The following is a 12,565-nucleotide window of genomic DNA, read 5'->3' on the forward strand; positions in this document are numbered from 1 at the left end:
GTTGAAAATTAATGCGCCACTTCCCGGCCCTTGACCCGATACCGCAGCACCCGGTCCGTGCCCGGATACACGGTCCCAGTCGCGGTGAGTCGTTCACAGAACTCGGCCAAGGCCGCGCTCTGCCTCTTAGTGGGCATGGGGTCCAGGACCACGTCCAGGTAGCCGTCCTGCCGCGGATCGATATCCCCACTGCCGGTCAGTGCTTGGCGGACGAACTGGTGAGTATAGTTGTGCGCCTTCAGGCTGGTGTGCACCCGCACCTCGGTGGCCAGCATCATTGATACGTTATAGGCGGCCATCCGGAACGCGTGCATGAGCTGCTTCAGCTCGGTGTCCAGCACCAATTGCCCCGGGTTCACTTCACCCAACGGCAACCTGGTGGGGATCTTCTTGTACGCCGCTTCGGCCTGATCCAGTTCCTTCTTCGCCTTGGTCACCGGGGCCCACAGGTCGTTATGCATCTGGTTCGTGAACACCAGGTTTTCCCCGGGCTGCGGGGTTGTGAGCCTCAGCTCCTGGGCTTCGACCGCACCAGCCAGGGCGTTCAGCTGCACCGCCAGCAGGTCCCGCTTCCGTTTGGCTTTCTCCTTGGCCGGGTTTGGCACACTACGCTCCACATCATCCAACGAGGCCTGGTAGGAATCGTGGGAGTCCAGGGCGAAGTGTTCCCGGGCGCACCGGAAGTAGTTTTCCTGCCGCCACCGGGAGGCGGCGTGGTACATCAACTCCGCCGCCGGCAGGGTCGTGTTGGTGGTCAACAAATGGATTTGCCGGGTCTTTTCCCCGGTCGCCTCACGGGCTTGTTTCCCGGCGGCCACGATCCGGCTGATCTGCCGGATCGGGAAACTTCTCTGGTTCTCGCCCTTCCCGTAGGTCAACTCCACCATGGTGTCAGCCAACTGCTGATACGTGTACTGCACACCGTGCCGGTCGGTGTGGGTCGCTTCGGCGAACAGGGTTGTGTCCACGTCCTTGGTCTCGCCCTTGCGCCAGGACAGCGGGTCGAACCCCGCCAAGGAGAGGTCATGGAACAGTGCCGGTGACCAGCCATCCCGGTCGAAACACACCAGCACCCGCCGCTCATCACCCACCAGCTCCCGCATCATCGGCACCAACCGGCGCAGCTCACCCACCAACGAGGAATTCGGTTCAGCCATGACCATGAACACCGGCGCCCCGGTGGGGTCCGATACCCAGGTTTCCATGCTCGCCGGGGTGGGGAACTTCAACCTGGTGGAGTACTGTTTGCCGGTGTACTTCGTCCCTTGGTAGGTGCGGGCATGCCCATCCACATAAAACAATTCCAACCCGTCCCCGGCGGCGTCCAACCGGTGCAGGTGATGGCGGGCCAACGCTTCAACCAGATCCGTCGCTTTGCCTTCCGCGGCCAGTTCCTGGTGTTTACGGCGCACGGTTTGCACCTCCGGGGCCCGGTCCATGCCCAGGATCCTGCCGAACGCGACCGGGTCTAACCGGGTCGCTCCCTCCGCCCGGGGTTCACCGGCCAGGGTACGGAACACGGTGTCCAGGACCATCGTATCCAGCCCATAGAACCCCGGTTTTAGACACCCATACACCTGGTGCACACACCCGCGCAGGCCCGTGGCCTCCAACACCGGTAACGCCAAGAGCAGTCCGGCGTACGGGACCCTGGCTGCGGCGGTGAACACCGGCGCGGCCTCGGTGAGTGCACCGATGGATGCGGCGACCCGCTCATGGGTTCGGGATTCCGGGGCAGCTAACAACGGCAATTCCTCCTGCACCATTGGCTGGGGTTCCCTACCAAGGGCATCGGTTACCGGGGTGACTGTTGGGTGTTCCTGTGGCCGGTGGCCGGTGGCTGGGTCCAGCCTCATGGCCCGGCGGACACTGAATTCCGAAACCCCCGCCTGTTCGGCGGCGGCACGGTTCGATAGCCCGGAAGCCTTCAGTTCGTGGATCTGGGTGATCAGTTCGGGGGTGAGTTTGGAGTTGCTTTGCGGTCCGGGTTTGTCGCTGATCAATCCGGCGATCCCTGACGTAGTCACCGAGGCTTTCCACCGCCACAAGGTCCCGGTGGAAACACCGAATGCGGTGGCGATCACCCCGGCGCTGGCTGCCCGCAGGGTCAACAGGTTCACAGCCGCGAAGCGGCGGGTTTCCTGATCCTCGGCATCCCACACATGGGTCAGCAGACCATGGATGAACACCTGCCCACCATGTTCATCTTGGACCAGTTCCGTGGCCGCGCCGATCAGGGTTCCCGGCCCGGTAGGAGCGAAGGTCAGGGGTGGTTGTGTCGTCATTAAACCCATTGTTCCACCCCACCAAAACACTAGTAATCGTCTTAATGATTATATCTCAACAGTGGTGGGATTAACAGGCTCGAGCGGGTGAACTTCCCCGAAATCCCGGGGAACTTCAGCAGACGAGGAGGAACCGATAACCAGAGCCCTGGGGATCACGGACCGATCAGCGTACACGACAAGATGAACAAACTTGGCATGCAAGCCCCCTCGATCGCCGTCCTAGCCCAGCGGTTTCATCTGGGTGCAGGTCGCCGCTGATTTCCGGTTTTTCCGGGAATCAGCGGCTTTCCCCGTATCTGGGCTCGCTTCAGGCACCATGGTCACTGGTGTAGGTGCCGGGCTCCACGATTCCCGGGTATTCTTCTTTCATCTCGTCTGTGGTCAGCGGGTCCGCGGTGTCAGGCCGCGAGGTGGCCGTGTTTCCACTGCTGGTACCAGGCATGGCTGCGATCCAGTAGCTCCATGACCAGTCCGGCCTCCGGCGCGGTTTCCGGGATCAGCAGCCTGGTTTTCCTTCCGCTGGTGGTTAGTTTCCCGGCGATCGCGTACAACCGGTACCGCCACCGCTTCACATCCCAGCAGCCGGCAGGATGCCCCAACGGGAGCATGGCCAATTGAATCCACGCGGTGAGGTTCATGGCCAGTACCGCCAGGTTGATCCAGACCTGGTTCGCGGCAAAGGACCAGTAGGGCAGTTTGCCCATCCCGGTCGCCTTCAGCGTCTTGATCCGGTTTTCACACCGTCCCCGCGCCCGGTGCCGGGCATCAAGAAATGCCGGGTTGTAGCGTGGCGCGTTCGTCAGGAACGCGGTGATGCGGTTCCCATCGGTGTCGAACAGGGAGGCCTTCGCCCCTGGGTGCAGCGGTTCGGCACGCAGATAGATGCGGGTGCCTGGCGGGTAGTTATTCAATACCAACACTTTGCTCGCATCAATCACCCACGCGTCATCGCGCAGGTTGCCGTGCTGGTCCGTGGCAGGTTCCCAGTACTTCTTCTCATCGATCCACCGGATGAACCGCTCATTGACCACCGGCAGCGCATAAGAAGTGGAGAACTGGATCCCCAGCGAGTGAAGGTGGTGCAGGAACTCGCGGGAGGCGCCAGCGCTGTCGGTGCGCACCAGGATCTTCTCACCGAGCAGATGGCCTTCAGCATCGTAGAAGTCCTCCGGTAGCTGGGCCAGGGCCTGGTCCAGGACGGTGATGTGATCCTTGGCTGAGTTCGCGCCCTTGTTCCCGGGGCGTAGCATCACCGCGAGGATTTCCCCTGTCCCGTTCTCTTTGCCGTAATCCACCGAAGCGGTCATCGGGGCGAACCCGAAGCCGCGCTTATAGGTGCCCGTAGCGTGTTCCTTATCGGAGTGCACGTGCACCAAGGTGGCATCGATGTCGAGGGTCAGTGGGTCCTTGGCCGTGGCCCGGGCAGCCGGATTCCTCGCCCCGGCCGCGGCCCAAACCCGGGAGCGCAGCGTGCGGTGCATCGTGGCGAACGCGTAGTCGAACGCCGCCGGCTGGTCCTTGATCCGGGCCATGAATCGGCTGATCGTCGCCTCGAAAGGCCACCGGGCCAAACAGGCCCGGTGAGGAGCTGAGCTGGTCGATATCGGTGACTTGCTCGCCACCGGCAGCGAGCATGATGGCAAGGTCAGCGATCATCTTGCCCGGACGGTGCATCGCGGTGACAGGGACGAACTGGGAGAAGCGGTCCTCGCATAGCCGCCGGAAGTCCAAGGCGTTGAGGAAGCTGGTCAGTACCCCGAGCCCTGCTTGGGACACCAGGGCCTGCCCAGTGAGTTGGGCCGGGACATGCGGGAAACCGCGGGTAGAATGGTGCATCGAAAAGGTGATCCTTTGAACTGGGTGAATGAAGCTTAGATACCTCTATTTTCCCAGTTCAGGTCACCTTTTCCTCGTTAGAGACGGTTAATGACGCCTCAAACGATGAAACCGCCGGGCTAGCGCGGATCTTCCGTGAACGCGGACTGATCGTCCCAGCCCCACAGAAACGCCCGCGTTCCTCCTTCCGATCCTTCCGGTACCCGATGCCCAACGCGTGCTGGCAGCTGGACGCCACCGAGTACGTGCTGGAAGGCGGACGTAAATGCGTGATCTTCCAGCTCATTGATGACCACTCCCGAGTGGCCGTAGCATCCTTGGTCGCCACCACAGAGAACGGCGAGGACGCGGTGAAAGTCTTCCGTACAGGTGTTGCGGCCCGCGGCCTACCGCAACGCTTACTTAGCGACAACGGCGAGGCGCTAAATCCGATCCGTCGAGGCGTGATCAGCGAGCTGGTCGCTTACGCCAACAGCCTGGGTGTTGCCACGATCACCGGCAAACCGTATAAGCCCACGACACAGGGGAAGAATGAGAGGTTCCATTCGACCTTGTTCAAGTGGTTGAAGAAGCAGCCGATCGCCAAAGACCTGGCCGAGTTGCAGGCGCAGGTGAATGTCTTTGACTAGGTATATAACACGCAGCGCGGGCACCAATCCTTTGAGGAGGGCTGCACACCGCAGGAAGCATGGGACGCCACTGAAGCTGCGGAGCCTTTAGCGGAAGGTGAATGGGTGAAGCTGAGCACCACGCCCAGCCCCACCATCGCAGAAACAATACTTGCTACTGCTCCTGTGCCCAGAGGCCGTACCGGGGCCACGGTCCCCAGGGCTCTGGTTATCGGTTCCTCCTCGTCTGCTGAAGTTCCCCGGGAAGCCGTTGCGGCGCAGCCAAGCGGTCATTTTCAGGCGTCCGTAAAGGATCTCCGGTCGCGGCCGCCCCTTGGCGTCTCGGATGTTCAGTCCGCGCAACGTGTCGATGATCTTTGCGTCCTCAATCGCGCGCAGGGCCGGCAACCGTGTTTTCCAGGCCCGGTAGGTTCGTGCGGCAACCCGCACGCCCTGCTGACGCAGGACGACGCAGATCGACTCGACCGCATGGCCTTCGGATCTCAATTCGTCAATGAAACGGCAAATCAGCGGCGGCGAGGGTCGAGTTCCCTCGCGAAGAAAATCGAAGCAGCTTTCAGGATCTCGTTGGCTTCCTTCAAATCCCGTACCTCGGCCCGCAGCGCCTTGAGTTCCTTGAGCTCATCGGTGGTCGGCCCGTCCTTCACACCGGAATCCACCTGGGCCTGAACCACCCAACGGCGCAACGACTCGGGGCCGACGTCAAGCTTCGGTGCCACTGCCTTGCAGGCGGCATACACGGAAGGGTATTCGGAGAGCCGCTCCAGGACCATCCGCACGGCACGTTCACGGACTTCGGCGGGATATTTCTTGGGCATGGTTGCCATCTTTCTCTCGAAAGACAGCGGCATCAAATCAGGGACGGTTCACACTGTATACATGCCGGTGGACCCTGACCACGGGGCAGTCTTCTGCTACAGAACAGCAAGATTGAGGATCTGTTCTAAGTGCCGGAGCATGAACCGGTACAGCTGGTCTGGAGTGCTTATCAGAAGATGGTGGATGCCCACCGGCAGCCGAAACCCGAGATCGGGCGGTGGGCGTTGGAGCCACTAATCAACGAGGTCGGTACGAGGGTCCCGAAGGGATTGCCGGAGTTGAAGAAGCTCGGCGGCACCTTACGCAGGAGGAAGATCGATAGCTTGGCATATTTTGACCATGCGGGAAGCTCGAATGGGCCTACTGAAGCCTTAGATGGCCGGTTGGAACACCTGCGGGGTATCGCGTTGGGGTTCAAGAATTTGACGCACTATAACGCACGGTCTCTATTGGCGGCTGGTGGGTTTAGGCCTCGTTTACATCCTGAATCCTGAAGAGCCGGTAATCAACCCGCGTATATCAGAGTGAAATTGATTTCGTTACGAACGTTCCTGCAGCTATGAAGCACAGTGTGGTGGTACTAGAAAGCAACCTGCCTCGGGCCCACTGAATTAATGGTTCGAGATCGGTCGTCTATGCCCCTTGACTAATGCTTACTACATATCAGATCAGGAGCTTAGAACGCAATGCCCCTGCATCTTCCGTTGGGGAAGATCCGCGCGGACGGTTAGCAATGGAGGTCACCAACCACTTTGCGGAACCCCCGCCGGTGGCGGGGGACTGTCACGCCGGGATCCATGGGAGCCGGAGGGTGAAATCCCCTCCGGCCACCCGACCCTGCTGAGACCAAGGCTAGATTAACCCTTCGTGCCATTGAGACAGAAATTCTATACATTCTCTGTATTCTTCAAAGTCTTCTTCCGTATATAGATCTATTCCAGCATCTAGACACTTACTGTAAACCCGAATCTTCTCACTCGTCGTCCACGATTGAGTGAAGGTTGGATTGAGTCGTTCGTAAAAATTAAGGGATTTTTTGTGCGTGAATTCAAAAACTTTCTTAGGGATATCTTCAGAAATTAAAGATGCAACTTCTATTCCAAATTTCTTTACCATATAAAGCGTACGAAAATCCGATGGCAGATTAGTTCCGAATTTAAGCTCCGGCGTTATATTCTTCATCTGAATGTCGCTTATTTTGCCACCACTATGCAGTGACTCTATAGCGTCAAAAAGGAGTGCTTTACGTTTAAATTTCTCGGATCCTGGCGCGGCGAGTGATTCTAAGCTAGCTTTTGCTAGTCCATGTGAATAGTGTTGCAGAAGCTGGATGGCACCCATTTCTGTTAGCCCTAGGATCGGATTGAACATACGCAATCCTGCCGCCGCAAAAACTGGTTGAGCCTTATTAGCAAAGCGCTTTCTTTGTAGATTCCACACTGATCCTTCCAATATGGAACCGAAACTGTAAGAATGAGCTTTAAAGTAATCGCGCAGAAGAATCGGGGCAACGCCCATAAAAGTCCAATGATTACGCGCAAAGCCCTCTTTTCTAAAGTTCGTTTTGACAGTCGTTGTTTCGAAGCGACTAAAGAATTTAGCTTCACGTTCAAATGCTCCACCGAAATCCATTGAAGCGAGCTTCACCGTATCTGGCATGACAGCTAAAGCCGCGAGTGAATCGAACCCTCCGCTGAAGTTAAGCACATAATTTTCGGATGGTGGCGCACTCTGCGGAAGATCTTGTAATGGTGCTTTGACTGAGGACTTCGTGATCCCCTCTATTGACTTCCTGACTTTTCTCGATATCGGAAGATCAAAGACTATTTCGTCATATTTGGTACCGCATAACGTTGTGAACGCTAATGCAATTAGATCATTTGCCGGAACAAATCTTTCCGGTAGCGAGAATGTAAGAATACGCTCTTCTAGACCGACTGATGTTCTAAACGACAATATCGAATCGTTGTCAACCTCGAAATTATCTACTGTGATTTTCATAAATTCCTTCTATACCCGGGAAGCCTTTCCGGATTGTTGTGTCATCACTGAAACAACCATCTGACATGTTCGTCTTAATATGTGGATACAACTTGAGATGGAGAAAGAGCTTCTGTTAATTCTTGGTTGTCACACACAGAACAACGAAAACCCTTTGCATGCTATCTTCCCTCATTGTTGCCTCTGAACGCCACTCCAAACCTGCCGCAGATCGATATCAACGCACTGACCAGCCCGCAGGTCTCCCTACTCGACGCCCTACGGCTAGTGACCGACCCGCGCTTCAAACACGACATCCGCTACCCCTTCTCCCGGCTGCTGACAGTATGCATCTGTGCAGCTCTATCCGATGACATCTCGTTGCTGCGTATCGCCGAATGCGCAGCATGGCGGACCCTTGGTGCCCGAAAGAGCGCTCCGGCCACCACGACCATCCAACGCGTGGTTCCCCAGAGGCATTGCGTTCTAAGCTCGTGATCTAAACCACTTTGTGGGCTCTTCAGGATTGAGAGTGTAACCGCCTGAACCCGACACCTCGAATCCCGGGCATGTCGCAAAGCGCGAAAAAGTCGAGGCCTTCTAGAAGAATGGAAGTTCCTACACAAGCCATTTCTAGAGACCTCGACCGTGCACCATTCTATCTATACTCCCGCAAATCTCACGACGTTCGCCAACCTCGACCAGCTGGGACTGACTGCCATCGGGCAGCACCTCAGCACGGCGAAAGCTGAGATCCTTTGCGAAGTCACCAGTCCTGACCCGTGGTGCCGCACCTGCGGTGAGCCCGGGGTCCCCCGCGATACGATCACCCGGCGCCTGGCCCACGAACCCTTTGGATGGCGGCCCACCGTCTTGGTCATCAAACACCGCCGCTACCGCTGCAATCATTGCCGACGAGTATGGCGTGAAGACCTGTCTCGAGCAGTAGCGCCACGACAGAAAATCAGCCGGGCCGGGCTGCGCTGGGCGTTGGTCGGTTTGGTCTGCCAGCACCTGTCGGTCTCCCGGATCGCCGAAGGGCTGGGGGTCACTTGGAACACCGCCAACGAAGCCGTACTGGCTGAAGGCCAACGCCTGCTGATCAATGATCCTGCCCGTTTCGACGGGGTGAAAGTCCTTGGTGTGGATGAGCATGTGTGGCGGCATACCAAGACTGGAGACAAATACGTCACCGTCATCGTGGACCTGACCTCTGTGCGCGACGGCACCGGCACCGCACGCCTGCTCGACATGGTTCAGGGCCGGTCCAAAGCGGTGTTCAAGACCTGGCTGGCCGAACGTGACGAGCAGTGGAAGCAGGGCATTGAGGTGGTCGCGATGGACGGGTTCACCGGGTTCAAGACCGCTGCAGCCGAAGAATTACCAGCGGCGGTGGAAGTCTTGGATCCTTTTCATGTGGTCAAGCTTGGATCTGACGCGTTAGACAAGACCAGGCAGCGGGTGCAGCGTGAGCAGCACGGGCGGCGCGGGCGTAAAGACGACCCGCTGTATCAGTGCCGGCGTACCTTGACCGTCGGGTTGGATTTGGCCACGGAGAAGCAGAAGGACAAGCTCGAAACATTGTTCGCAACGAAGACGCATGAACAGGTGCAGTTGGTGTGGAGCGTGTATCAGAAGATGGTGGACGCCTACCGGCAACTGAAACCCGAGATCGGTCGGTGGGCTATGGAACAGCTCATCAAAGCCATCGGTACGAAAGTGCCCAAGGGTCTACCGGAGCTGAAGAAGCTCGGCGGGACCCTGCGGCGCAGGAAGGCTGATATCCTCGCGTATTTTGACCACGTGGGCAGTTCGAATGGGCCTACTGAAGCGTTGAATGGCCGGCTAGAACACCTGCGAGGTATCGCGTTGGGGTTCAGGAATCTGGCGCACTATATCGCACGGTCGTTGCTGGAGACTGGCGGGTTTAGGCCGCGGTTACACTCTGAATCCTGAAGAGCCACTTTGTGCGCCTCGGGTATCAGCTTACACTGAGCATAAAACGCTTCCGTGTTCTCACGGATCTTCAAAAGTCCGGCACTACGAAATGAACCGTCTGTAAGTGTTGAAGGTGGCTGGCCTGAGGCTAGCTGGCAGAGTGGTACTGGTTCCTCCAGCCAAGTGTGACTCATGAACCGTCTGACCCCTACGGGGTGTAATTCCCGGGATCTGTCCACCTGGCTGGAAGGGCCAGCGCCGCCCCGGCCCACCGGGATGGCTTGATTAGAAGCCTGCCCAATCCCTGTGGATTGTGGTCCCTTACAGGCATGCCTCGTAGTGATCTTCTCCCGGGCCGACGCCGGTCACGACGTTCGCACGTTAAAAAGGAGACATCGCATGTCAATTGTGGCAGATCACTATCGATTTATCGTCGGCGTGGATACACACGCCGCAACTCATACCTACGCGATCATGGAGTCTGAACCGTCCCGGAAATCATGCCGCCGTCTTATGTGCGGCAGCGTCGGGTAACGAGCCTGTTATTTCATCATAGTAGGCTTGCTCAAATTCCTCGGGAGTTTGGTGATCCAGCGAGGAATGCAAGCGATCATTGTTGTACCAAAACACCCAGTCGAAGACGATCTCAATGACATCTGATTCGGTCTTCAGTGCACCAGATCTGAATGGCGATCCCTTGGCCACGGCTTCATTCTTGAATAGACCCATCACAGTTTCGGCAGCGGCGTTATCGTACGCTTAACCGACGCTTCCGATGGAAGGAACCAAGCCTTCAATCTCCAACGTGTCGGTATAACGGATCGAAGTATACTGCGATCCTGCATCTGAGTGATGCAGAAGCCCCTTGTCAACTGGTCTTTTAGTGTGTTTGCGACGCCATAAAGCTATCTTTAAGCATTGTTCCACGAAGGCCGTGTCTTTCACAGTGGAGGTTTCCCACCCAACAATCGCCCGTGAATATAAGTCAATCACCAGCGCAACGTAAACGAACCCGGAATACACCGGTACGTACGTGAAGTCCGTGACCCAAATCCGGTTGGGTGCCTCTGCGCTGAAGTCTCGATTTAGCAGGTCACCGGCTCTGTGGCCGTCTTTGCCGGGGATTGTGGTGCGGGTCTTACGTCCACGAATCAGGCCATTCATGCCTTCATCTCGCATGAGCCGATCCGCGGTGTGCTTGGAGACCTCCGCGTGACCGTTGCGCCGCAGCCAAGCAGTCATTTTCCGCCGGCCGTAAAGGATTTCTGGTTTCGGTCTTCCTTTACTGTCTAACTCTTTGAGGCTGCGTAACGTGTCAATGATCTTCGCGTCCTCAAAGGCGCGCAGGGCTGGCAAACGTGTTTTCCAGGCTCTGTAGGTTCGTGCGGCAACCTGCACGCCCTGCGATCGCAGGACGGCGCAGATCGACTCGACCGCATGACCTAAAGCTCTTTGTTCGTCAATGAACCGGCAGATTAGCGGCGGCGAGGGTCGAGCTCCCTCGCGAAGAAAATCGAGGCAGCCTTCAAGATTTCGTTGGCTTCCTTCAAGTCCCTGTTTTCGGCCCGCAGACGCTTGAGTTCGTCTTGCTCATCGGTGGTCGAGCCTTCTTTTTGGTCGGCATCAACCTGGGCTTGAAGAACCCAGCGCCGTAAGGATTCTTTACCAACGTCCAACTTTGGGGCCAATGCCTTGCATGCAGCATAAATGGAGGGATATTCGGAAAGTCGATCCATCACCATGGCTACAGCACGGTCACGAACTTCGGCAGGGTACCTCTTGGGCATAGTTACTATCTTTCTCTCGAAAGACAGCGGCATCAAATCCGGGACGGTTCAAACCGCTTTAATTTTGGAACGCGACTCGTTACGTTGAGCATAGAAATTCGGTCCGAGTTCTTTAAAAACCTCACCATGGGCAAGCAAATGCCAGATAGCCACGATCAAGGCGGGCTCCACAGCGACTAATGTACGGCTCCCGCCACGACGAGCATAAAGCCGTAGGAACTTCGCCGCGAAGAACGTATCTTTCTGCTTCGTGGAGGCTAAAGCGGCAGTTCCCAACGCCGCTTTCAAATACATGTTCCCTCCCCGGGTATGTGATGACTCCGACCGGCCAGCGGACTCATTCTGTCCCGGACAGACACCAGCCCACGAGGCCAGATGCGCAGCATCAGGGAACACTGTCATATCCGCGCCAATCTCCGCCAGAATCACTTGCGCACTGCTTCGGGAGATCCCGGGAATCGTTTCTAACGCTGACCAAACATCATGAAAAGGGCTTATCGCCTCATCGATCTTCCAAGGTCGGGTGGCCGGAGGGAATTTCACCCTCCGGCCACCCGACCCTGGTACAAAGGTGCCCACTAAACGCCAGAGCTCGCAGTGACGTGGTGAGAAGCCGGTGCTCAAAGCTACCGGGCCTGGGCAGATCTAGTCGTGGGATATCACAGATGTGTATTCGCCGTGGCGGAAAATCGTGTTCAAAGTCTATTCTGTGATGGATATTTTCTCCCGCCATATCGTGGGATACAGGGCGGAAGAGCGTGAAGCGGACCATTTGGCGGTAGACATGTTTGAGACGGCGATTGCTCAGCATGGGGCACCGAAAATAATCCACGCTGATTCAGGCCCTTCGATGAAAACTAATTTGCTCCGCGAGGTGTTAACCGCCCATGACGTGGAGATTTCACATAACCGTCGGTACTTGAGTAACGATAATCCTTTCAGCGATTCCGGTTTTCGCACCATGAAATACCGCCCTGCTTACCCACGTATTTTCAGGACCGTTGAAACGGCACGAGCTTACATTGATGAGTACCTGCCTTGGTACAACACGGCGCATAAGCATTCGGGGATCGCGTTGTTCTCTCCTTCTCAGGTCCATGATGGGTCTTGGGTGGATGTCTGGGATGTTCGAGATGCTGCATTGCAGAGTTATTACCGGAAGAATCCTGCACGGTTCCGTCGTCGTCCGGTGACGCCTTCGCCGGCGGATCATGTGGGCATTAACCTGCCCGAAAAAGACTTGGCCTGATTATCGGTTTAGTGGCTCCACACAGCTTGACATTTTTCG

The 12,565-nt window shown here is 57.1% G+C and carries 8 protein-coding genes and 5 pseudogenes; 5 read left to right on the forward strand and 8 right to left on the reverse strand.

The genetic code is table 11. From position 1 onward, the window contains the following. Positions 1–8: 8 nt before the first annotated feature. Entirely contained in the window at positions 9–2,285 is a 2,277-nt protein-coding gene (locus ACQQZ8_RS06530) for a putative transposase (protein WP_431711861.1), read from the reverse strand. Positions 2,286–2,686: 401 nt separating this feature from the next. Then, positions 2,687–4,124: pseudogene (locus tag ACQQZ8_RS06535) on the reverse strand (IS1380 family transposase). Positions 4,125–4,237: 113 nt separating this feature from the next. Between ACQQZ8_RS06535 and ACQQZ8_RS06540 the strand changes: the two are divergent. Then, positions 4,238–4,906 (forward strand): annotated as a pseudogene (locus ACQQZ8_RS06540) (DDE-type integrase/transposase/recombinase); the annotation flags it as partial. On the opposite strand, the gene ACQQZ8_RS06545 reads toward ACQQZ8_RS06540, so the two are convergent. Together ACQQZ8_RS06545 and ACQQZ8_RS06550 are read right to left on the reverse strand one after the other, a co-directional pair. Next, a complete protein-coding gene (locus tag ACQQZ8_RS06545) occupies positions 4,841–5,239 on the reverse strand; it encodes a hypothetical protein (protein ID WP_431711862.1) in 399 nt (132 codons plus the stop codon). The pseudogene ACQQZ8_RS06540 and the gene ACQQZ8_RS06545 sit on opposite strands and share 66 nt — an antisense overlap. A gap of 20 nt (positions 5,240–5,259) precedes the next feature. Beyond that, a complete protein-coding gene (locus ACQQZ8_RS06550; RefSeq protein ID WP_431711863.1) occupies positions 5,260–5,571 on the reverse strand; it encodes a transposase in 312 nt (103 codons plus the stop codon). Positions 5,572–5,624: 53 nt separating this feature from the next. On the opposite strand from ACQQZ8_RS06550, the pseudogene ACQQZ8_RS06555 reads away from it, so the two are divergent. Further along, positions 5,625–6,066: pseudogene (locus ACQQZ8_RS06555) on the forward strand (transposase); the annotation flags it as partial. 358 nt (positions 6,067–6,424) lie between these two features. On the opposite strand, the gene ACQQZ8_RS06560 reads toward ACQQZ8_RS06555, so the two are convergent. Further along, positions 6,425–7,573, reverse strand: a complete 1,149-nt coding sequence (locus ACQQZ8_RS06560) for a hypothetical protein (protein WP_431711864.1) — start codon at positions 7,571–7,573, stop codon at positions 6,425–6,427. A 174-nt stretch (positions 7,574–7,747) separates the two neighbouring features. Here ACQQZ8_RS06560 and ACQQZ8_RS06565 point away from each other — a divergent pair, with 174 nt between their 5' ends. Together ACQQZ8_RS06565 and ACQQZ8_RS06570 are read left to right on the forward strand one after the other, a co-directional pair. Continuing rightward, positions 7,748–8,050, forward strand: a complete 303-nt coding sequence (locus ACQQZ8_RS06565; RefSeq protein ID WP_431711865.1) for a hypothetical protein — start codon at positions 7,748–7,750, stop codon at positions 8,048–8,050. 150 nt (positions 8,051–8,200) lie between these two features. After that, positions 8,201–9,508, forward strand: a complete 1,308-nt coding sequence (locus ACQQZ8_RS06570; RefSeq protein ID WP_431711866.1) for an ISL3 family transposase — start codon at positions 8,201–8,203, stop codon at positions 9,506–9,508. Between the two features lie 480 nt (positions 9,509–9,988). On the opposite strand, the pseudogene ACQQZ8_RS06575 reads toward ACQQZ8_RS06570, so the two are convergent. The 3 genes and pseudogenes from ACQQZ8_RS06575 to ACQQZ8_RS06585 form a co-directional block, all read right to left on the reverse strand. Continuing rightward, positions 9,989–11,277: pseudogene (locus ACQQZ8_RS06575) on the reverse strand (IS3 family transposase). A gap of 48 nt (positions 11,278–11,325) precedes the next feature. Next, complete coding sequence (locus ACQQZ8_RS06580; RefSeq protein ID WP_431712213.1) at positions 11,326–11,571, reverse strand: hypothetical protein; 246 nt, start codon at positions 11,569–11,571, stop codon at positions 11,326–11,328. Positions 11,572–11,577: 6 nt separating this feature from the next. Next, a pseudogene (locus ACQQZ8_RS06585) lies at positions 11,578–11,856 on the reverse strand (IS110 family transposase); the annotation flags it as partial. Between the two features lie 133 nt (positions 11,857–11,989). Between ACQQZ8_RS06585 and ACQQZ8_RS06590 the strand changes: the two are divergent. After that, entirely contained in the window at positions 11,990–12,526 is a 537-nt protein-coding gene (locus ACQQZ8_RS06590; RefSeq protein WP_431711867.1) for a transposase, read from the forward strand. Positions 12,527–12,565: the final 39 nt, after the last annotated feature.

It is taken from the genome of Glutamicibacter uratoxydans (assembly GCF_050753455.1).
In the GTDB taxonomy this organism is placed as follows: Bacteria; Actinomycetota; Actinomycetes; order Actinomycetales; family Micrococcaceae; genus Glutamicibacter; species Glutamicibacter uratoxydans_A.